General features: G+C 58.4%; 15 protein-coding genes. 10 read left to right on the top strand and 5 right to left on the bottom strand.

The genetic code is table 11. From position 1 onward, the window contains the following. Positions 1-20 precede the first annotated feature (20 nt). Positions 21-1,061, bottom strand: coding sequence for an Ldh family oxidoreductase (locus ACZZ0B_RS10595; RefSeq protein WP_463545123.1), 1,041 nt, complete (start codon positions 1,059-1,061; stop codon positions 21-23). A 240-nt stretch (positions 1,062-1,301) separates the two neighbouring features. Here ACZZ0B_RS10595 and ACZZ0B_RS10590 point away from each other — a divergent pair, with 240 nt between their 5' ends. Beyond that, positions 1,302-6,086, top strand: coding sequence for a dermonecrotic toxin domain-containing protein (locus tag ACZZ0B_RS10590; protein WP_463545122.1), 4,785 nt, complete (start codon positions 1,302-1,304; stop codon positions 6,084-6,086). Between the two features lie 61 nt (positions 6,087-6,147). Here the strand turns inward: ACZZ0B_RS10590 and ACZZ0B_RS10585 are convergent, their stop codons facing one another. Continuing rightward, positions 6,148-6,417 carry a PepSY domain-containing protein gene (locus ACZZ0B_RS10585; protein WP_008077864.1) on the bottom strand — a complete coding sequence of 90 codons (270 nt, stop codon included), beginning with the start codon at positions 6,415-6,417 and terminating at the stop codon, positions 6,148-6,150. Positions 6,418-6,569: 152 nt separating this feature from the next. On the opposite strand from ACZZ0B_RS10585, the gene ACZZ0B_RS10580 reads away from it, so the two are divergent. Further along, complete coding sequence (locus tag ACZZ0B_RS10580) at positions 6,570-7,574, top strand: FecR family protein (protein WP_463545121.1); 1,005 nt, start codon at positions 6,570-6,572, stop codon at positions 7,572-7,574. A gap of 56 nt (positions 7,575-7,630) precedes the next feature. Here ACZZ0B_RS10580 and pvdQ read toward each other — a convergent pair whose 3' ends face one another. Further along, on the bottom strand, positions 7,631-9,976 hold the full coding sequence (gene pvdQ / locus ACZZ0B_RS10575; protein WP_463545120.1) for a bifunctional acylase PvdQ: 2,346 nt from the start codon (positions 9,974-9,976) through the stop codon (positions 7,631-7,633). A gap of 297 nt (positions 9,977-10,273) precedes the next feature. Between pvdQ and ACZZ0B_RS10570 the strand changes: the two genes are divergently transcribed. Continuing rightward, the gene (locus ACZZ0B_RS10570) at positions 10,274-10,648 is read left to right on the top strand and encodes a fe2+ zn2+ uptake regulation protein (protein ID WP_463545119.1); all 375 of its coding nucleotides are present in this window, start codon (positions 10,274-10,276) and stop codon (positions 10,646-10,648) included. Between the two features lie 18 nt (positions 10,649-10,666). Here the strand turns inward: ACZZ0B_RS10570 and ACZZ0B_RS10565 are convergent, their stop codons facing one another. Then, positions 10,667-10,855, bottom strand: coding sequence for a hypothetical protein (locus ACZZ0B_RS10565; protein ID WP_008077621.1), 189 nt, complete (start codon positions 10,853-10,855; stop codon positions 10,667-10,669). A 157-nt stretch (positions 10,856-11,012) separates the two neighbouring features. Between ACZZ0B_RS10565 and ACZZ0B_RS10560 the strand changes: the two genes are divergently transcribed. From ACZZ0B_RS10560 to ACZZ0B_RS10535, 6 genes are all read left to right on the top strand, one after another. After that, entirely contained in the window at positions 11,013-11,153 is a 141-nt protein-coding gene (locus tag ACZZ0B_RS10560) for a hypothetical protein (protein ID WP_008077622.1), read from the top strand. A 243-nt stretch (positions 11,154-11,396) separates the two neighbouring features. Further along, positions 11,397-12,644, top strand: coding sequence for an MFS transporter (locus ACZZ0B_RS10555; RefSeq protein WP_463545118.1), 1,248 nt, complete (start codon positions 11,397-11,399; stop codon positions 12,642-12,644). 10 nt (positions 12,645-12,654) lie between these two features. Next, entirely contained in the window at positions 12,655-13,785 is a 1,131-nt protein-coding gene (locus tag ACZZ0B_RS10550; RefSeq protein ID WP_463545117.1) for a LuxE/PaaK family acyltransferase, read from the top strand. A gap of 1 nt (position 13,786) precedes the next feature. Further along, complete coding sequence (locus tag ACZZ0B_RS10545; protein WP_463545116.1) at positions 13,787-16,189, top strand: aldehyde dehydrogenase family protein; 2,403 nt, start codon at positions 13,787-13,789, stop codon at positions 16,187-16,189. Between the two features lie 43 nt (positions 16,190-16,232). Beyond that, positions 16,233-17,522 carry a phenylacetate--CoA ligase family protein gene (locus tag ACZZ0B_RS10540; protein WP_463545115.1) on the top strand — a complete coding sequence of 430 codons (1,290 nt, stop codon included), beginning with the start codon at positions 16,233-16,235 and terminating at the stop codon, positions 17,520-17,522. Then, entirely contained in the window at positions 17,522-18,436 is a 915-nt protein-coding gene (locus ACZZ0B_RS10535; RefSeq protein WP_463545114.1) for an N-acetyltransferase family protein, read from the top strand. The genes ACZZ0B_RS10540 and ACZZ0B_RS10535 overlap by 1 nt, the downstream gene beginning before the upstream one ends. 50 nt (positions 18,437-18,486) lie before the next feature. Here ACZZ0B_RS10535 and ACZZ0B_RS10530 read toward each other — a convergent pair whose 3' ends face one another. Then, positions 18,487-19,020 (bottom strand): hypothetical protein, encoded by a 534-nt coding sequence (locus ACZZ0B_RS10530; RefSeq protein ID WP_158835285.1) that lies wholly within the window; start codon positions 19,018-19,020, stop codon positions 18,487-18,489. Between the two features lie 381 nt (positions 19,021-19,401). On the opposite strand from ACZZ0B_RS10530, the gene ACZZ0B_RS10525 reads away from it, so the two are divergent. Further along, positions 19,402-21,393 carry a methyl-accepting chemotaxis protein gene (locus ACZZ0B_RS10525; RefSeq protein WP_158835282.1) on the top strand — a complete coding sequence of 664 codons (1,992 nt, stop codon included), beginning with the start codon at positions 19,402-19,404 and terminating at the stop codon, positions 21,391-21,393. Positions 21,394-21,511: the final 118 nt, after the last annotated feature.

Below are 21,511 nucleotides of genomic sequence, written 5' to 3'. Positions count from 1 at the left end.
TTTTCATCAGAGTGAATCGCTTAAAATCCTGCCAGGTGCTGAAGTTGTTCCAGGGTCTGCGCCTCCAGCACAATCCCTCGCTCCAGAGATTTTTCCCGCTGCAAATGTCGACGATCACCCGGCAGGCGCTTGAGTCCGACGCCGTGCATCTGCCGCACCAGTTCATGACTGCGCTCGGCAAAACTCTGCCCGGCGGCTTTGCTCGGATCGATCACGATCAGCAATTGACCGGTCCACGGGGTTTTCGCGCCGGGATGATTGTTCCAGTCGAATTCGAAAGAGAAATTGCCCCCCGTCAGCGCCGCCGCCAACAACTCAACCATCATCGACAGGGCCGAGCCCTTGTGACCGCCGAACGGCAGCAACGCACCGCCCTCCAGAATCGCTTTCGGGTCCTGCGTCGGCTGACCAAGGCTGTCGACGCCCATCCCGGCCGGCAAACGCTCGCCTTTACGCGCGGCAATCTGCACATCGCCATGGGCAATGGCGCTCGTGGCCAGATCGAAGACAATCGGCGCAGCCCCCGCACGTGGCGCGGCGAAAGCGATCGGATTGGTGCCGAACAGCGGCCGGTCGGCGCCATGCGGCACCACGCAGGTCATGCTGTTGACCACACTCAGGGCCACCAGACCTTCTTCGGCGAAAGGTTCAACGTCCGGCCACAGCGCGGCGAAATGATGCGAGTTGCGAATGGCCAGAACCGCGATGCCGGCACTGCGGGCCTTTTCCACCAACAATGGCCGTGCCGCCTCCAGTGCTGGCTGGGCAAAGCCGTTGGCAGCGTCGACCCGCACAAACCCCGAGGCGACATCTTCGACCTGCGGCACTGCCTGCCCGTTGACCCAGCCGCTGTTGAGGGTCGACACATAACCGGGAATGCGGAACACGCCATGGCTGTGAGCACCGTCACGTTCGGCACCCGCGCAATTGGCGGCCAGCGATCGGGCGACGGCGGCAGAGGTACCGTGGCGCAGAAAAATCGTTTCAAGCAGTTGAGTCAACGCCGCCAGCGACAGCGTTGATGAGACAGCAGACGACACAGGATCGGATGGCGCAGACATCTGAAGCTCCAGATTAATTATTGGAGGGAACAACAGCGTACGAACTCGCGAACCGATTAATCACGCCGCCAAGGCAACGTGTCAACCCTCGAACACGGCGGGCCGGGGCAACGGCGTCACAGATTGGCACATTGCGCCCGGCTGCGTGCGGTAACTATGTACCACCTGCCCGCCCCCTGCGACTCATAACCTAGAGCCTCAATCTATCGGCGCTGCAACGCGCCCCGTCGAGACTCGATCATGTCTGCAGCTGTTTCTCCGTTGTTGTTTCCCGAAACCCTGAATTCGCCCGGTCTCTGGAATGAGCTAAGGCGAACGCATGGGTTGTCACACAAGGAATTCGACTGGCTGGCCCACACCCAACTGGCCACACAAGCGCTACGTAGCCAACAGATCCCGCCGATGCTGGCGCAGCGCATCCTGCTCAGCGTCACAGGCCTGCCCGCCGTGCCATTGGCCGGCTGTTTTACCCTCGGTGCGACCCCGGATGACGGCGGCGAGATTCTCTACACACCTTATGAAGGCATCAAAAAGCACCACAGCCGCGCCGACCTCAAGGAACAGCTGAAAAAACGCCTCGATACGCCGGGCACCGCCGAACGTTTATTGGCGTTCCTGCCGATCAGTCAACGCCGGCGGCTGCTGGAAGCCGATGACCTTCAGATCAGTTTTCAAAGCATCGGCGACGATATATTCGACGACCAGCGAGCAGGCATCACTCAAGCCCAGCAGGTAAACGCGCAAGCGATGCTGGCTGAACTGCAGCAACTCCCCTCCCTCGCTTCAATGATCGAGCACGTCTTGCAAGGGTTGCTCCGGGACGCATTCCCCGGGGTGCAACAGCGTCACACGCGCGTCAGTTTTTACCTCAGTCCTGATCTCGGTATAACCCGACACTGGCTCGACGTCCTGAGTTTGAGCGACGCCGTGCTGATGTATTACCGACACGGAAAATGGCCGCAAGGCTCACTGCACGAGTATTCCAATCCGGCGCAACCGCCGGCGCTGGCAGATCAGGCGCGGTGGGAGAATGCCGTTATCAGCGCTGCAGGTAAATTGACCGTGCTGCTGTTCGAGCGCCTTGAAATGTACTGGCAGTCGCCTTGCGCAGAGGGTTCCACGCGTCGCGATTTTTTTGCGCAGGCACTTGAAGATCAGGCCCGCGCCGACCTGTTGCTCAAACGAGAAACCAATATCATTGATGCTGCACAGTTCACGACCTTGCACGCCATGATAGAACCGCTGCCGTCAGTCTCTCGTCTGCCCACCATCGAGACCGTGCGCATGTGGGAGTACCAGGCCAACTACGTCGAACTGGCAGGCTCGTTGATGATCAGCCACACCAACGCCTACCTGTACACACCGACCCACGGCCTGCAAGTACTCAGGGATTACTCGGATCTCAAGCAAACCCTGCTGAGCAAGTTCAAGCGTGCCGGTCACGAGGACGAACTGTACGGGCTGTTGAATCTTGAGGAACGCAACCGTTTCATCGGTTTCGATCACCCGCAGGTAACGGGCGAAGTCATTTCCGGCGAGATTTTCAAAGTATTGTTTGAATTCATCCTGACCAAACAACGGCGCAACGTCGACTACGCGTTGCAGGTGTTTCGCCACAGCGATGGTGCCGTGGACGCACATGCCCTTTGCGACAAGGCGCTGGATATCCGCACGATGCTCCACGAGCAGTTGCTGACGTTCGATGACTTCGATCGCTGGAGTACGCGCCCGATACTGCTCGGACATCAGCAACCCTCGCAGGTACTGGCCGACAAAACCACGATTGCGATCAAATCGTTCGACGACGTCAGGACCCTCCTGGCCGCAGAATTCGCTGCCCAACCGTTATCTCCCGCGGCTGATCAACGGGTCTATCTGGAGAACATGAAACCAAGGCTGGCGCATGCACTGTTCGTGGGCGTATGCGGCGAAGCAGAACTGCGGGTCATTCACGGCACGCTGCAACGCCCCCAGCGGGCAATTGTCGATGCGGTGTTCAACGCTGACCAGCCGACACGCAAGGATCGACGCTCCCTCAATGGTTTTCGCCCGGACGCCTGGTCCCTGACGGTGAATGTGTCCGGGGAGAACAACCCATTGCCTCTCGATCAGTGTGTTCTTCTGACCGAGCGCGGCGGACTCGATACGGAGCACTCCGGCCGGGTGATGCTGTGGACACCCGCGCTGGGACTTCAGGCATTCGACAGCATTGTCAGTGCTCGAAAAGCATTGAACCAGCGACTTGAGGGCAGCGTTCAACGACTGGCGTTGCTGGAGAACCTGCGCGCCTATCCACAAATGCTCCACCGCCGATACTCGTTAGGGCCGTTGCAGTTGATCGAAGGCAATGTACTGGATGCCTGCATGCAATCGGCGATCGAGCTCTATCTCGCTCGTGCCGAACAACTGCGCAAGCGTCTGCCGGATCATGCACAAATGACCCAGGCACTGTCTGCTCTGAGAAACAATCTGCTCGAAACCAATCTGCAGCGGGCCACCGACCTTGCCCAGGCCATCCGGCAACAACAATTACTTCCGGCATGGCTGGGCATGGCGCCGCTTGCCGAGCAACAACGCCACCTCGAACTGCTGGAGCAATGGCGCAACAGCGTTATCGATGACAAGGACTACCTGCACGGTATTGCCCCCCTGGCCCGCTATGTACGCGAGACGCTGCAGTCGTTGCTGGAAGCTCGATTTGCCGGGCGTCATCTGGACCCGCTACAGATTGAAGTCACCCCTGACCTGGCCCTCGCCGGGCCGGCACGCAACCTGGTCGAATTCGCCTTGAACCACGTCAACATCGCTCAGGGCACTGGCTTCAAAGTGACTTCAAGCACCTTGCAGGCATTACCGGCCGGCCTGGATCAACAGGCTGTCCGCCAGATGCTCTTGTCCCTCGCCATCCCGACTGTCTACGCCAGGACGGTCACCGACACGCTTTCGCAAAACACCGCACAGGCCGCTGTGCGCCAGCAGCGTTTCTTACGACAAGTTCCCTGGCAACTGCTGCAACATGCCCACGCATTGAAACTGCAACAGCGCTTGTCCGAGCAGGCCTACGACCTGATCAGCCAGGTACTGGACATGCCGGATGGCAAGGCACGCGCCAGCGTCGAGGGCGCTCATGCGCGCGTATCGCCGCTGGCACTGATCAAGACGCCCGGCGCTGCACCGGTGGAAACACTGGCAATGTATGTGATCGACTCTTCGCGACCTGGTCCAACCGTGCTCTACACACCCTATGCCGAGGAGGCGTTTCGCGAATTCGCCAGCGAGACCGATCTGATCAGCGCGCTGAATACGCCGGGCTCACTGCAGGATTTGCTGATTCGACGCTCGCCCGAACATCAGCAAGCATCGTTGCGCGGTTTATTAGCGTCGAGCGTCGGCGAATCCAGCGAAATGACGTTATCGGTCAATGCCGTCGACAACCATTTCCTGTCCCGTTTGTACCAGGACAACATCGCCCTCTTGCCGCACCTGCTCGCCAGTCAAGTGCAACGTACTGCCCAAGCGGATTGGGAGGCGGCCAAAAACCTCTTCAGCGATGGCATCAAACTGATCTCCGGCCTGTTGCCGGGCAAACTCGCCTACGTGTCATTTCTCTGGCGAAGCTACAAAGACTTCAAGGACTCCGCCGAAGCCTTGCAGGATCATCACTGGAAACGCGCGCTGAAGGCGTTTATCGCCGGTGCTCTGCAAATGATCAGCATGGGTCGTCTATCGATGGAGGAATCCGCTGAAACCGCTGCGGAGAGCGCGTCGCAGCCCCGGCAAATCTCTCCAGCGCCCGTCCATCGCGCCCGGATAAATCCGACGGCACCGTCACGCACCGAGTTGCAATCGTTCGAGTCCACAACCGTCGCATTATCCGAACTGCGCCATGACGCCGAAAGCGCGACTTACCTCAATACCCACGACAGACGCACCTACGCGGCCATTGCCGGCAAGGTTTACCGTGTCGACAAACCAGGTGTTGTGTGGCGAATGGTTAACGACCGTACCTATGGTCCCAGTTTGCATAAAACTGCCACGCAACTGGTGCTGGACCCGGACCGGCACACCATCCACTACGGCAAGGCCATGTCGAAAATGTACAACCGGTATGCGACCGACCGCGAACGCCGACTGGTGCTGAACATCGAAGCACACGGTATGGAGGATATTCGCGCCAAACACCCGGACAAGGCGCGCATGTTGGTCCAGGCCGTCGATATGGCCCGCTACTATGCGTTCAACAGCCTGCACAATCTGGCGCAGTTGAAAAGGGACCTTCCCGGAACGCGTCTGGATCGTTTCCTCAAGTCGTTTTTTGATGTAAACACCGTCGACAGCACGCTTCTCGGTAAAGTGAAAAACGCGATCGTCCCCGTCTGTAAGGCGCTGGTGGATCCTGCGGAAGATCTGATGAACACCGATCGTTTCATCATCGGCTCGAACAAATATCCCGAGGCCAACCTGATCGCGTTTGTGCTCGATGATGACGAGCATCGCAAGGTGCATTTCACCGAGAAATTTTTCGCCCAACAACTGGATTGGTACAAGTCTTCGCTGACCGAACCTTTCAATGTCGACGGGCATGCCCAGGCGTCCATTCTGATCCATGAATTCGCTCATCAACGTTGCAATGCCGTCGACATTGCCTCGCTGGAAGCCCGACGACCGTTTACCGATCTGATTGAAACGATTACCGGCCAGGGCGCGGCGATGAAAAACTCCCAGCAGACCTTCCAGCGTGAGGCGCTGTCTCTGGCGACCCCGCGACAAGAGTTGTTTTCCCGCTGGAGCGACAAGCGTCAGTCGTGGATCGGGTTCGATCAGATCGCGGAAATGTCCAATGTCAGCAAGGAAATTCTCGACGCGACACTGAGCCCCACACTGGCGGCGGCACGCGACGCATTCCTCGATCAACAGACGCCTTATCCGCGAATTGAGACGATCTTGCGCAATGCCGATTCGATTGCCTTTCTGATTTGCGAGATGGGCAGGCAGCTCGATCCGGTGCCGGCTGGTTCGCCGTAGCCCAGGCAAAAAAAATGCGCAGGCCTGGCCTGCGCATGTGCTGGTTGGTTTGAAGCGCGGATCAGTCCTTCTGATCCCTCAAGATATTGCCGGAAGCGCCATCGATGCGAAATTCGTAGACCACGCCATCAGCCTTGCGCCCTTCGCCCTTCCAGTAGCCATTGTTGTCGGCTTCGATTTCATAGACTTCAACGTAACCGGCCTTGGTCTTGACGGTTTCGATGGCTTTTTCAATGGTAATCCAGCCAGCACCTGGCTTGTCCGCCCATGCAGCACCCGCACTGAGCAACGTGGCAGTGGCAATCACGGCGGCGAAGGTTCTTTTGATCATTTTTTCACTCCATTTATGGATAGTAGTCAGTGGCGTCCTGCTTTTTGGGCGTCAGAGCGAAAAATAAGTTCCACTTTGATGGTTAATTGCCATGACTGATGTTCTCGGCAACTTCCCCTCAAGGTTAGAATGTGCGAAATCAGGACGAGTCAATGACCCAAGACACTCTATCGGAAGCCGAATACGATGCGATCACTGATGCCGCCGCGCATTGGTGCATGCGTCTGCACGCCGCCGACTGCACGGACGAAGAGCGTCGCGCATTCGAACAATGGCATGCCGCTCACCCCCTGCATGCGTTCGAGTATGAGGCCATGCTGGAAATCTGGGACGTTGCCGAGCATCTGCCGCGCCCGGAACCTGCGCCTGTCGTGCTGCCAGGCAGCCAGCGTTCCCGTCCATGGCGTCAATATGCGGTAGCTGCCGGTGTCTGTGTGCTTGCGCTGCCACTGGCGGCGTACACCGGCTGGAATCTCGGCTGGTTGCCCAACAGCTATCAGCATTTCGCCGCCACTGATGCGGTGCGTCAGGTGATCCTGAGTGACGGCAGCCAACTTGAATTGAACCTCAATACGGATCTGACCTTCAGCAACTACAAGAATGAACGTCGCGTCACGCTGAAAAAAGGCGAAGCGTTCTTCACCGTCAGCCACGATCTGACCCACCCGTTTATCGTTCGTGCAGGCGAAGGCCAGATTCGCGTGACCGGTACGCGGTTCAACGTCTGGTTGTATGAAGATCAGGTGCGGGTGAACCTGATTGAAGGTTCGGTACTGGTGACCAGCGATGCCACACTGCCGGGCGATGGCTTGCGCCTCGGGCCGTCGATGCAGGCCCGTTACAGGCACGGTGATTACATGCCGCAGATCAGCCAGACCTACGCCAACGACACAGCGTTGGCCTGGCGCAGCGGCAAACTGGTGCTGGACAATCTGGCCCTCAATGAAGCGCTGCCGCTGATCAACCGTTACCTGAACAATCCGTTGATGCTCGCCGACACCAGTACCGGCTCGATTCGGGTTGGCGGCGTCTACAACATCAAAGAGCTGCACAATCTGGTGAACTCCCTGCCCAAAGTGCTGCCGGTCTATCTGACACGCAACAAGGAAGGCAACCCGGTCATCAACTCGTTGCCGCAAAAACCGGTAAAAAACTGAAGGCCACCTCCTTTGACGGAATGTGGCCCTCGGGTCTTGCTGTAGACACAATCCAGTTATTGCGCCGCGACTTTCCCTGCCTTGTCCACGGTCTCGCCGACCGTCTGCACCTGATACTGCGGGTCAGCCTGGATCTGCTGCTCGGTAAACGGCAACACACTCCACTGCTTCTTCGAAAAGGCCTCGGTCTGATCACGCGAGTATTTCGACGCTGGATCACTGGACAGCGAGAACGCCAACAGCCCCTGCGCATGCGGTCCTTTTTCATCGAACGTCACGACTTGCAGGTAGCTGGTGCCACTGACCACCTCAAGTTTGCCATCCTCGCGCGGAACACTTTGAATCGCGTTGTAAATACCTAACGTCCCCGGCCCGCCGTGGATAGGCGTCTGTTGGCCACCACTGCTGACCACCTGGATATCACCCCAGCGCGTTTGCGCCTTGAGGCCCATTTTGCCGGTCGACTCGGCAGAGGCCAGCATCGCTTCGCGCAGTGCCTGTGCCACGGCCGGTTGCTTGACCGCCAGACCGCGCGGGGTATGTTGCGCATCGTTCGGATCGAAGGCGACGCTCCAGATATCCGGCGATTCCTGCAGCGCCTGCATGATGTGCTGAAAATGCACCAGGCCCAGGCCGGAATCGAGGTTTGCCCGACCATCCCAGGCTTTGAGGCTGGCGCACACAGGCTTCAATGTCGCTGCGTCGGCGCCCAGGTCAGCCGCGCAAAACTTCAGCAGATCCGGTACCACCAGTGTCGCCAGATACACCTGATCGTCCATGACCATTTGTTGCAGGTCTTTCACCGCCAGCAAGCCTTTTTTGCTTAGTTGACCCAACCGGTCAAGGGCGAACCGGGAGCGTAATCCCAGCGGTTGGCCTTGCTGACTGATCAGCGGCGAGAAACCCGTCAATGGTTGCGCCGGGTTGGCCAGCCATGCGGAATCGTTGGAGTGCTGGACAAAGTCCTTGCGCAGCAATTGCGGTAATTGACTGGCGGCATAAATACCCTTCTGCGCCGCTTGCGGATCAATGTCCCAGGCGCAGGCGCTATTGGCGCCGTCCAGCACGATCATCTGCAAACCGGCACGCGGGTCACTGCATTTGGCCAGCTTGTCGACGCTGACATTCGGCACCACCGACAGATTCATGTACAGCGTCTGCCCCTGGTCATCCACGGCCAGGGTATTGACCCAGGGAATACCCTGAATCTTGTGCACCGAATCCTGCAAGTCCTTGAGACTGGCGGCCTGATTCATCGCGTACCACTGCTTCAGCACACGGTCGTTGTCGAGATTGGCATCACGCAGGCTGTAAGCAAACTGGTTATCCCAGTCAAGCTTGCCCGGCCATTGCACAATCGGGCCGAACTGCGAGCTATAGACGTCACGCGCCACCGGCACCACTTGGCCGTCGGCCTGTTTGACCTGCACAGTCACGGTCTGCTTGCTCATCGGCAGCGACTGACCGTCCAGCAGATAGCGTGTCGGGTCTTTCGGATCAAGCTGAAGGCGATACAGCGTGAAGTGCTTGGACGAGTCGACGGTGTGCGTCCACGCCAGATGCTGGTTGAAGCCGATATTGATCATCGGCAAGCCGGGCAATGCGGCGCCCATGACGTCGAGTTTGCCGGGGATGGTCAGGTGCATCTGATAAAAACGCATGCCGCCCACCCACGGGAAATGCGGATTTGCCAACAACATGCCACGGCCATTGAATGAGCGCTCGCTGCCCACGGCCACCGCGTTGCTGCCACGGTCCAGGGCAAAACGCTGCTGACGCGCGTCGGCCAACTGGTAAGCGTGGTTGTCGTGCTCGACGCGCGCGGTGGCTTGCGGCGGCGTGGCGCCCGCCAAGGCTTCGGCAAACTGGCCAACGCCACCTTCCACCAGCAGACGCCGGGTCAGCTTCACCAGATCCTCTGGGGCGATATCGCGCACCCATTCGCCCTGGCACTGCTGCGGCAAGCCTTGCTGGCGACGCTCGGCGAGATAAGTGTTGTAGCCGGCGGCATAACCCTCGACCAGATCACGCACCTGAGCGGTTTGCGCCTGCCAGAACGTCTGGACGGCCTCAGGGGTATTGAGCCATGTGAAGAACACATCACTGACGCGATTCTCGCGCTCTTCGACGGTGAATTGATCGGGGCCGAAATAACGTGAACGCTGGCCATTGACCGTAACGATCTCATTGGCCAGCAGGCAAAGGTTGTCCTGTGCGTAGGCATAGCCGATGCCAAAACCCAGGCCACGTTCATTCTCTGCACGGATGTGCGGAACACCAAAACCGGTGCGGCGGATATCGGCATGGGCCTCAGTGGCCGGACTGAAGGCATGCGCCGACAGACTCAGTCCGAAAAACATACTGGCAAGGGTCAGCCGTGTTAACTGCCTGGAAATAATCACGCTCGCTCCTGATCGAAATACCGAGGAGCGGATCTGACCTTGCCACGCGAATGGGACGGCAGCGGATCCGCTCTGGAAACACCCACGCGTCCACGCGCAATGAGCCTGTCCAAGAAACGAAACCGGAGAAAAAAATTTAGCCCGATAAAGGGCATTCTCGAGCCGTGAAAACGTGGAAAAGACGAAATGGCGACGAATTTTCTACATTTTTTCTTTCATGATTTGTCGAGCTGAAACGTCTTGTTTAGAGAGAGCAAAAAAACCTTTGCCGATCAGGCCCTGAAAAGGAGTAATCGCATGTACAACTCGCAACTACCAACGGAAGGTAGCCAGGCGCCACAAGGAGCTTCCATGAGCCCGCACGCGAGCGATTTCGGACAACGCGTGGAACGTCACGGCAACGAACGTATCCGGTTGCTGCTGAAAAGTTTTGGTCTGCGCACCAGCCTGATTCGCCTGAAAGTCATCGACGCCTTGCGGGTCGCGGCACAAACCGACCGTCGTCTGGGCGTTCGCGGTGTGCACAGCCAGTTGCTGGACCTGGACATCCCGCTGTCGTTTCTCAGTGTGCGCGAAGTCCTCAAGCGCCTGTGCGCCGAAGGCGTCATTACATTCAATGCGGATAAGAGCTACAGCCTGCATCCACAGGCCGCGGCCCTTCTCACCGAGTAAAACCTGCTGCGATTGCCGTCAGGATTTGACCTTGCGGCGCAGCACGGCATTGATAATCACCACGACCACTGCAACCCCGATGGCGATGTACTGGAACATTTTCTCGGTGATCATTCCCGCGTTTTGCAGCCAGGACAGGCCGAGCATGATCAGCAGCACGGACACGGCGATCACAATCGAATAAATCAAGCGTTGCTTGTGGGTCATTGCGGGTTCCTGAAACGTTTGAATGTATCTGGTTTGTATCCGCTTGCATGCCATGCGCATACCGTTTCACGGGGATGCGCTGCAACAAACGGGGTCTCATGTTACAGCCGATGAAGAGTTTTGGCTTCATGACGGCTTAACCATGAGGATTTTTGAAATGCTGCGTCGAATCACCTGGCTGATTCCCGTTCTCGCCCTGCTGACCCTGAGTGGCTGCATCATCTTCCCCCACGGCGGCTGGCACGGCGATCACCATCGTTATTACCAGGGTGGCCCTGGCTATTACCAACATCGATAGAACAGGATTGTTCGCCCCGCCTCCCAGCCATTGAATGCCTGAGGCGAGGAATAGACCGCCGATCCACCTCCTCCCAATGCCCGCCTCTGCGCGGGCATTTCTGTTTCTGCGCAACGGCGCCGTTCAACCCGGTTAAATACGCTGCAAGCATTTGAAATCTAATGTCGCAGCAAACCGTTAGGCTCTCTGAGCCTCTGCACCTAGTCTCCAGCAAGCTTTTTCGACTTGCTAACAAGGACGACCATGCAGAGAACATTAATCAATATCGGGCCTGCAAAACTCATTGGTTTCTGCCTGGCACTTACAGGATTCGAGCTGCTGACCTATCTGGCCAGTGACATGATCATGCCGGCAATGCTGGCCATAACAGATGAATTCGAAGCCGATCCACGGCACGTTCCGAACGCGTTCAATCTCTACCTGATCGGCGGTGTCTGCCTGCAATGGCTGATTGGTCCGCTGTCCGATCGGCTGGGGCGTCGACGCTTGCTCTTGAGCGGATGCGCGCTGTTCAGTGTCGCCTGCATCGCCGCCGTCACGACGCGGCATATTGAAACATTCAACCTGCTGCGCCTGATCCAGGGCATGGGGCTGGGATTCGTCGTGGCGGTCAGCTATCCAGCCCTGCAAGAAGTGTTCTGCGAAGCCGATGCCGTGCGCCTGATGGCGTTGCTCGGTAACGTCGCGCTGCTGTCACCGTTGCTGGGGCCGTTGCTCGGCAGCCTGTTGCTGGAATGGCTGACCTGGAGAGAGCTGTTCTGCAGCCTGGGTCTGGCGGCAGCCGGTATCTGGCTCGGACTGTACGTCTGCATGCCGGAAACAGTGGGCGTGGCGCGCCGTGATGGCCAGCAATTGGCGCCAGCCGCTCTGTGCTGGCGGCAAACGTGCCAGCGTTATGGGGCGCTGCTGAGCAATCGCCGATTCCTCTGCGCAAGCCTCGCACTCGGCCTGATGAGCCTGCCATTGATTGCCTGGATCGGGCTCTCGCCTTTATTGCTGATTCAGTTGCAGGGCCTGACTCCGCGAGCCTATGGCCTGTGGCAAATTCCGATCTTTTCGGGCGTCATCGCCGGCAATCTGATATTGGCCCGCTTGCTCGTCAACCACACCCTGCCCAGCTTGATTCGTCTTGCCCTGTGGCCATTCTGCACCGGTCTTGCAGGGCTCATCGCCTGCGCATTGCTGACCACTGACGCTGAACCAGTGGTTGCCAGCCTGGCGTTGTATTGCGTCGGGCTGGGCATCAGCAACGCCGCACTTTTTCGCTTGGCCCTGTTTGCAAGTGATGACGGCAAAGGCCTGGTCAGCGCCACCATCGGCATGCTCTCGATTGCCGTGATGGGCGCTGGCGGCCTTGTCATTGCGGCTAACGGCGGCGGCAATCGCCTTGAGCACTTCGCGCTGTGGGCAGCCTTTGGCGGTCTGCTGTGCCTGCCGTTCCTCTACGGGTTCTTGAAGGGTACCGACACCCCCGGAACTCAATCTCGATAAAGGAATATTGATGACCTGTTTCCCTTTCAGTGATGCGCTTTGTGCGTTACCGCACCCCTATTGCCCGGATTCAGTACCTGACGGTCTGTTTGACCAGGCCATGGCCGAAATCAGCCGGTTTCATTGCCAAAATACCCCCGACTACGAACGCTGGCTGAACGCTAATGGTCTCGCCATACAAGACCTGGAGCAGATGAAGGACTGGTCGCTGTTGCCTCCGATCTTTGCCAACTTCTTCAAGCAACGACTGCTGTCGAGCAGCACCGGGAAGGATGCACTCGAGCTCACCTCCTCCGGTACCACCGGCGAGAAAAGCCGTCTGCGCTACGACAACCGGAGCATGGCCGCCGCCCAGTTCATGGTCGAACGCATTTTCGATCATTACCACTGGAATACCCCAGATACCCCCTGCAATTACCTGCTGCTGAGCTACGAACCTGAAGGCCATATCACCCTGGGGACTTCCTACACCGACCAGTTTCTCTGCCGTTTTGCGCCCATCAATCGCCTGGTTTACGGACTGCGCCTCACCGGAGACGGGCATGAGTTCGACGTGTTCGGTGTGATTGCCGCGTTGCAGTCCTTCGCCGAAGAAGGCCTGCCGGTGCGAATTTTCGGTTTTCCGGCTTTTTTGTGGCACGCCCTCGAACGAATGCGCGACACAGGGGTGGCCGATGTCCAGTTGCCGGCACGGTCGCTGGCGTTTTTCGGTGGAGGCTGGAAAACCCAGGCGGCACGACAAATCCCCAAATCAACACTGTATGCCCGCATTCACCAGCAATTGGGCATTGAAACGGCGTCCTGTCGCGATGGCTACGGCGCGGTGGAGCACCCCGTGCCTTACATAGAATGTGCCCGCCATCATTTTCACGTGCCGGTCTATTCGAAAGCGTACGTGCGCAATCCTGCAGATTTTTCCGTTTTGCCTTACGGTCAGAAAGGGCTCTTGGGCTTCGTCTCGCCCTACATCTCATCCAGCCCTGCGCATGCGGTGGTGATGAGTGACCTGGCGACATTACATCCCGGTCAGCACTGCGGTTGCGGGCTGACCAGCGACTGGTTCGAGCTGCACGGTCGTGCAGGCACTGACACCGGTAGGAGCTGTGCCATGGCGGCAGCCGAACTGCTCGGAGGGCATTGATATGTACTTGATTGAAGGGAATCTGCACACCGACATCCATTTCGACGAAGCGCTGGGCCTTCTATACCCACAGCTTCCGCAGTACCTGGGCACAGCGCTGACAAGTGCAACGGTGATCGACGCCGCCGCACAGTTCGCTGAACACCTGCACGACACGTCTTTGGCGGTGGAACTGGAGGCTGAACAATGTCAGGCGTTGAGCGACTTCTGCCATCCCGATGCATTACGCGCCAAGCTTGAACGCGAACTGGGCGACCATCCTGATTCGTTGCGGCGGTTTGATTATTGCCAACCTCGCTTTGAACGCTGGAGCCCCCTTGGGCTGGTGGTGCACATCACGCCATCCAACGCGCCGCTGTTGGCATTCTGCGCGGTGCTTGAAAGCCTGCTGGCCGGCAATATCAATTGGTTGCGTCCCAGCAGCAGTGATCAGGGGCTGACCGCGCGGTTGCTCCAGGCATTCGTGCAGTGCGATCCAAGTGGACAACTGGCGCACTACATCGCGGTAATACCGGTCAGTACCGAGCATATCGCCCGGCTGTGCAAACACGCCAACGGGGTGGCTGCCTGGGGCGGGGAATCGGCCCTGCAGGCTATCCGCCGGCAAATACCGGCCGGCTGTCGCTGGATCGATTGGGGGCATCGCATCAGCTTCGTCTACATGACGCCCGATGCCGCCAACACGCAGGCACTGGAGGCGGTGGCGGATGAAGTTTGCCGCCTCGATCAGCAAGCCTGCTCCAGCCCGCAATGGCTACTGATAGACAGTGATGACGCGGATGTTCTGCGTGACATCGGCGCACGCCTGGCGGCGGCGTTCGAACGCCGTACCGGGCAGTGGCCCGCGCTGGTCCCGACGCTGCAAGAAGCTTCGCAGATCACCACCGATACCCAGATGGTGCGGTTGGCACAGAGTTTTTCCGGACAAACCGGCCATGTCTGGAATGCACCGGGCTGGCGAGTGATCTGGGCGCATGACCGGCAACTCAGGCCCTCGCCACTGTTTCGCAGCGTACTGCTCAAACCCGTGCCTCGCGCATTACTCACCCAGACCTTGCACACCTGGCGCAACGTCTTGCAGAGCTGCGCACTGATCTGCAACGAACTGCAGACCGCAGCGCTTGCGCAATCACTGATCAGTGCCGGCGTCACACGCATTGCCCCGATCAACGGCATCCACGACGGCTATGACGGGGAACCCCATGACGGCGTCTACGCGCTACAGCGATTGTGTCGACGCGTGTCAGTCAGTTTGTCCGCGACCGCGCTGCCCTTTCACGCCACCCTCGACGGCCCTACCACGTCTGCGCCGCCCGGCAATCGACCGATCATGAGCAAAGAGGCATTTATCAACCAAGCGGTACAACCGACAGCCCGGCTGTTTTTCCGCTCGGGAGGCAGTAGCGGCACCCCGACACTGTCGGGCTACAGCTACCGCGACTTTGAGCGCCAGATGCGCGCCACTGCTGACGGATTATTGGCCGCCGGACTCGATCCGACCTGCGATCGGGTGATGAATCTGTTCTTCAGTGGTGGGCTGTACGGCGGCTTTTTCAGCTTCGCCAAAGTCCTGGAATTGATGGGCGCGACGCATTTGCCAATGGGTACCACCGCCGATGAAGACTACCGTGAAATCGCGCAGCTGATCATTGACCAGCGGGTGACGGTGCTGATGGGCATGCCGAGTACCCTGCATCGACTGTTTCTCAACGAGCACGAACGACTGCGCGCCTACGGCGCTATCAGCAAGGTATTTCTCGGCGGTGAACATCTCAGCGAACACAGTCGCGAACTGCTGCACAGTTGCGGCGTCTCCAGCATTCGTTCGGCGATTTATGGCAGCGTCGACGCCGGCCCGCTGGGCCACGCCTGCAAAGCGAGCGGGGACGGCGTGTTTCATCTGATGAGTGATATTCAGCACTTGGAAATCGTCGCGTTCGATGAGGACACCGCTGTCATCGGCAATGAGATCGGTCGACTGTTGTTCACCTCCAGAGCCCGGGAAGGTCAGCGCGTTGAACGTTACGACGTGGGCGATAGCGGTCGCTGGGTACCCGGTTCCTGCAACTGTGGCCTGCCCTCCCCGCGATTCGAACTGTTGCAGCGCCACGGCAAGTTGATCCGCATCGGCACCGACTTCATCTGTTTGAGTGAATTGGCCGAGCACCTGCAATGCCCTTTCCAACTGCTGCTCGACCACACACCCGAGGGTGTCGAGCGCATGCGTGTGCGCTGCGGACACTCACCCACTGATGTTCGGGCGCGACTGTCGAACTACGCAACGTTGGCGACCGCCAATGCAAGCGGGCTGTTGGTTATAGACGTTGAAGTCTGTGCGATCGAACAGTTCACGCGAAACAGAAACAGCGGCAAAACGCCCCTTCTGATTGATTCGCGGCGATGACGCGCGACGCAGATCACCCTTGACAATAATTAGAGAAAAAACCGTGACCACTGACCACCCTCTGAATGAGTTGATCACCTTCGCTCATCGGCATTCCGATTTTTACAGCCAACACCTTTCAGGCGCGGCCGCGCCTATGACGTTGCTCAGCGAACTGCCAGTGCTCGACCCGGCCGAATATTGGCGTCACAGCGACAACCTTGATCAATGGCCTGTATTGACCGGGCCGATCGAGCAGGCATTGATTTTCAAGACCGGCGGATCAACCAGCGCCGGCAAACTGTCTGTCTATACCCGTGAGGAATGGCGAACACTGGTCAGCGACTTCGGCAAGAGTCTGACGCCACAATTCAAGCCCGGTGACCGGGTTGCCAATCTGTTCTTTGCCGGCGACCTGTATGCAAGCTTTCTGTTCATCCACGGCGCCTTGGCAAACGTCGCCGAGGACATCAGCGAGTTCCCTTTCACCGGTGACGTCGATGCCGAAGTTCTGGCGCAAGCCATTGTTCGCCACCGAATCAACGTACTCGCTGGCGTACCCGCACATTTGCTGACCTTCGCCAGCCTGTTGAACCGCCGGGGCCAAGCTCTCAACGGCGTCGACACGATACTGTACGGCGGAGAAAGCCTGTTCGCCTCGCAACGCCAGATGCTCCGCCAGGTATTCCCCGCCGCCCGGATCACTTCCATCGGCTACGCCAGCGTCGACGCCGGATTTATTGGCGCCAGCCACCGTGACTGCGCAGACGGCGAACATCGCATGCCGGACGCTCACGCCGTGCTGGAAATCATTGACGAGCAATCGGGGGAAGTCATTGACGACTGCGATCGCACGGGCATGCTGGTGTTGACCAACCTCACGCGCCGATTGATGCCGTTGATTCGTTATCCCGTGGGCGATCGCGCCTGTTGGCGGGAGCCCGCCGGAACAGCGATGCGCAAATTTGCGCTCAAGGGGCGTAGCGCCAACAGCCAGCGGGTACGGGTCGGCACGCTGTCCCTGAGCCCTGTCGAAATCGGCGAAATCGTCCAGCACTCGGTCGGTTGCGATGACTGGCAACTGGTGATCGAACAGAGCGTTCACAAAGATGTATTGACCCTGAAATGGGTACCGCGTGAATTTTCCCGTGCCTGCACCAACGACGAGCAAACCCTTCAACTCGCCCTGATCAAACAGTACCCGCTGATCGATCAACTGCAGGCCGATCAGCGTCTGGATCTGCACGTGCAGTGCTGCCGGACAGATGATCTGCAGCGTCACCCGCGCTCAGGCAAATGCCTGCGGTTCCTCGACCGGCGCGACTATGGCCCTGATGCGATGGAGTACACGTGATGGAGCCACTGATCCTGCGCAACTATCGCCAATCCGATGCGGCAGCTGTCAGCCAGCTGTTTCGCCAAGTGTACGGTGACCGCTACGTTCAACCGCATGTCTATCTGCCCCGCATGATCAGCCAGAATCATACTGACAACCGCTGGCATTCTTTAGTCGCGGAGGTGGATGAACAGATACTCGGGCACGCTACGCTGTTACGCGACATTACGGCACACAGCGCCGAACTGGCGTTGAGCGTCGTTCACCCGCAAACCCGCGGCCAAAATATTGCGACTCGCCTGGGCGAGCGATTATTGAACCATGCTCAGGCACTGGGGTGTCGCTATGTATCGATCAAACAGGTGACTCACCATCCCTATACGCAGCGCATGGCGATCAACCTTGGCTTTCAAAGCACCGGGCTATTGCCAGACTATGTGCCTTCACCATTCGGCGAGTCTGGGCTGGAAACGATTGTCATCGGGGTCCGCCCCGTTGACGGCAACCGTTGCCCTCTGCCACAGCAGCGCTGGCCCGCGAGCTGCGCGGATTTCATGCAACATTTGAGCAGCGTGTTTGGCACGCAAGAGCGCACTTTTCACTGGCGTGGCGCAGCGATTCAAATCGATCAACAGGCCAATCGTTATGACATGGTGCTGAAGACACTCGGCCATGGCTTGCTCAAACAGTTGCGTGACTTGCCTGCACATTGGCTGGTGTCGATCCGGCTCAAACTGTCCCGGCGATTTGCCCATGACCTGAGCAGGTTGGCCGCCATCGGTTTCATATTCACCGGGCTGGCCCCTGGCAACGGTGACTATCGTGGTTGGCTGGCGCTGTTTCATCGAGGCTTCAGTCGAAGAACACTGCAACTGCAATGCCCACTCATGCAGCGCCTGCATGAAGAGGCCCAGCACAATATCGCGGGATGACGGAACGCAAAAATGGCCCGTAGCGCAGGCATACGGGCCATTGTCGGGTCTTATGCTTTGGCGCGGATACCCTGGTCCGTCGGCGCCGTCTGGCCATTGCCCATGCCATAGGTCTTGAGGTTCTGCAGCACGTAAATGGCTTTCTTGTACTCCGGGATCAAGCCATTGGCGTATTTGTCACCCTTGATATTGTTGGTCTGGATGGTATCCAGTTGCGTGGCGAAATACTCCAGCGCATTGAACTTGGCGTCCGGTTCCTTCTGCACACCAAAACGGTCGAACTTGTCGCCCGCGTTGAGCAGCGTCATCGCCGTCAAATCAGAAATAAGGCCCTTACTGCGCAAAAACGTACTCAGATTACCCAACTGTTTCGCCGACACGTTTTCCGGGTCGAAACCTTTGATGTTCTTGTGCAGCTTCTGCTTGTCCATCTCGAGGGTATTAAGCACGCTCGGGTCATTGCCAACCAGTGCCAGCATCTGCTTGACCTTGGCATTCTGCGAAACCGCCTGGCCACGAGAGCTGGTGTCCTTGACCAACAAGCCACCTTTGGCCTGCCAACCTCCGGTGTAACCGATCGTCATGACTCTGCTCCTTGTAAAGCCGACATGGGAAATGTCCTTTTTGACCTGTTTTAGTGCACGAAAGTATCGACGGGCAAAGTAATGGCACCAACTGCTTTTATCGATTTTTTACAATTCAGATACATTTGCAGAACACCGGAAAAAATCTCTGAAAGCATTGCTATAGAGCCTCCAACCAAAATACTTCGTCTAGTACTTCTGCTCTAACCCGACAGTCAATAAGTCACTTGTAAGACTTTCGATACTTTCCATCGGTCGACAATATGTTTTCTTGCACGAAAGTACCTAAAGCTTCCCCCGGCACCGACGATACGTATAAAAGCCCACAGCGTTTTACCTCTCGAATCCACAATAAGAATCGCAGCACAAGGACCGGTTTCCATGCCCGCATTCCGTACCATTCAGGCTCGTTACACCCTGTTTCTGGTTCTGTTCATCCTGCTGCTGTCGGTGCTGACGGTGGTCGGTATCAGCCAACTGGTCGCGCCCAAATTGCGGCACACCGAAGAGCAAGTGGTGCTCAACCGCATCGCCGAAGTCGCCGAACAGATTCAGGGCGAATTGAACAAGGTTCAGTCACAACAACGCAGCATCACCCAGACCATCCCGCTGCTCGACAGTGCCGCGATCGACACGGTATTGCCGGGGCTGGTGGATCAGTACGGTGAGCTGAAGGTTTTTGGTGGCGGGATCTGGCCATTGCCGGGCCAGCGTGAAGCCGGGCGCAATAAATTCAGCACCTTCTGGCACCGCGACGCCTCGGGCAAGCTGGCGGTGAACACCTTCTGGAACAGCGACGCTGCGCCCAACTATTACGACCAGAGCTGGTACAAGGGCGGCATGGCCACGCCACGCGGTCAGTGCGCCTGGGCCGCCGCCTATAAAGACGACGCCAGCGCCGAGCCGCGCACCAACTGCGCAATGGCGATCCAGAAAAATGGCAGTGCCTGGGGCGTGTCGACCATTGACGTGACCCTCGGCTTCTTCAACGACCTGGTCGCCCGCAAGGAAAAAGACCTCAATGCCGAGATGCTCATCGTCGAGGCCGACGGCAAGATCATCAGCAACAGCTCGCGCATCAGCGGCCCGATCGTACTGAAGAACATCAGTGAACTGGCCGGCAGCTCGACCTTCGCCAGCCAGATCAAAACCGGCCTGCAAAATCGCGAGCAGGCGCAACGCGTCGAGTTCGACAATAACGGTCAGGACAGCACGTTCTTCATGCGCCCGATCGAAGGCACACCCTGGTTTCTCGCCACCGCCCTGCCGACCAAGATGCTCACCGCGCAGCGTGACGATGTACTCAGCACCCTGAGCCTGTTGCAGATTCCGCTAGTGATTCTGCTGGTGTTGCTGCAAGTCTACGCAATCCGCCAGTTGATCCAGCGCATGAAAGCGCTGAAGGCCAACATCGATCTGCTCTCCAGCGGCGATGCCGACCTGACTAAACGCATCACCATTCGCGCTGAAGATGAACTCGGCGCGATCGGCCACTCGATCAACACCTTTATCACCTACCTGCAAAACATGATTGGCGAAGTCACCCAGGCCACTGGCGCCATGGCGTCGAGCCTCGACAACCTGCAACGCACCTCGGCACACACCAGCCAGATTCTGCTGCGTCATGCTTCGGAAACCGATCAGACCGTTACCGCCATCACCGAGATGAGCTCGACGGCAGACAGCGTTGCGCAAAACGCCGCCGAAACCGCAGCGTTCACTCAGCGCGCCAACGAAAACGCCGACCGCTCGCGGGTTGTCGTCGGCGAAGCAACCAACAGCGTGGTGGCGCTGATCGACGAAGTGGCCAGCGCGACGCACAAAGTTGAAAACATGCAGCAGGACGCCCAGCGCATTACCGAGATTCTCGGCGTGATCGGTGCGATTGCCGGCCAGACCAACTTGCTCGCGCTTAACGCGGCGATTGAAGCCGCGCGCGCCGGTGAGCAGGGCCGCGGCTTTGCCGTGGTCGCTGATGAAGTGCGCGCCCTCGCCGCCCGGACACAGGCCAGTACCTCGGAAATCAACGAGATGCTGACCCGCCTGACCCAAGGCGTGAGTTCCTCGGTCGCGGCCATGGAGAACACTCAGGCCAGTTGCCAATCGGCGGCCGACGCCACGGCACGAGTCAATTCGGGCCTGGATGAAATGGCCGGTTCGGTCAGCCACATCAACAGCCTCAGCACGCAAATCGCCACCGCAGCCGAACAGCAAAGCGCCGTGACCGAGGAGATCAACCGCAGCATGGTGCAGATCCGCCACATGGTCGACGAACTGGTGCAGAGCGGCCAGGCCAGCGAACTCAACACCCGCCAGTTGCTCGAAGCCAACAGCCGCGTCAGCGCGATCATGGGCCGCTTCAAAGTCCGCTAACCTAAACCCTGTAGGCGCTGCCGCAGGCTGCGATCTGTTGATCTGGATTTTAAAAGATCAACATCAACAGATCGCAGCCTGCGGCAGCTCCTACAGGGTGGTGCCTTACCGACTTGTC

Source organism: Pseudomonas sp. AC247 (assembly GCF_979258015.1).
This window is presented reverse-complemented; position numbering and strand designations above follow the sequence as displayed.

Excerpts from the sequence above, each read along its gene's own strand:
- ACZZ0B_RS10560 (WP_008077622.1), top strand. The coding sequence starts at position 11,013 with ATGCTGCGTCGAATCACCTGGCTGATTCCCGTTCTCGCCCTGCTGACC.
- ACZZ0B_RS10530 (WP_158835285.1), bottom strand. The coding sequence starts at position 19,020 with ATGACGATCGGTTACACCGGAGGTTGGCAGGCCAAAGGTGGCTTGTTG.
- ACZZ0B_RS10580 (WP_463545121.1), top strand. The coding sequence starts at position 6,570 with ATGACCCAAGACACTCTATCGGAAGCCGAATACGATGCGATCACTGAT.
- ACZZ0B_RS10550 (WP_463545117.1), top strand. The coding sequence starts at position 12,655 with ATGACCTGTTTCCCTTTCAGTGATGCGCTTTGTGCGTTACCGCACCCC.
- ACZZ0B_RS10570 (WP_463545119.1), top strand. The coding sequence starts at position 10,274 with ATGTACAACTCGCAACTACCAACGGAAGGTAGCCAGGCGCCACAAGGA.
- ACZZ0B_RS10525 (WP_158835282.1), top strand. The coding sequence starts at position 19,402 with ATGCCCGCATTCCGTACCATTCAGGCTCGTTACACCCTGTTTCTGGTT.
- ACZZ0B_RS10595 (WP_463545123.1), bottom strand. The coding sequence starts at position 1,061 with ATGTCTGCGCCATCCGATCCTGTGTCGTCTGCTGTCTCATCAACGCTG.
- ACZZ0B_RS10535 (WP_463545114.1), top strand. The coding sequence starts at position 17,522 with ATGGAGCCACTGATCCTGCGCAACTATCGCCAATCCGATGCGGCAGCT.
- ACZZ0B_RS10545 (WP_463545116.1), top strand. The coding sequence starts at position 13,787 with ATGTACTTGATTGAAGGGAATCTGCACACCGACATCCATTTCGACGAA.
- ACZZ0B_RS10555 (WP_463545118.1), top strand. The coding sequence starts at position 11,397 with ATGCAGAGAACATTAATCAATATCGGGCCTGCAAAACTCATTGGTTTC.
- ACZZ0B_RS10585 (WP_008077864.1), bottom strand. The coding sequence starts at position 6,417 with ATGATCAAAAGAACCTTCGCCGCCGTGATTGCCACTGCCACGTTGCTC.
- ACZZ0B_RS10565 (WP_008077621.1), bottom strand. The coding sequence starts at position 10,855 with ATGACCCACAAGCAACGCTTGATTTATTCGATTGTGATCGCCGTGTCC.
- ACZZ0B_RS10590 (WP_463545122.1), top strand. The coding sequence starts at position 1,302 with ATGTCTGCAGCTGTTTCTCCGTTGTTGTTTCCCGAAACCCTGAATTCG.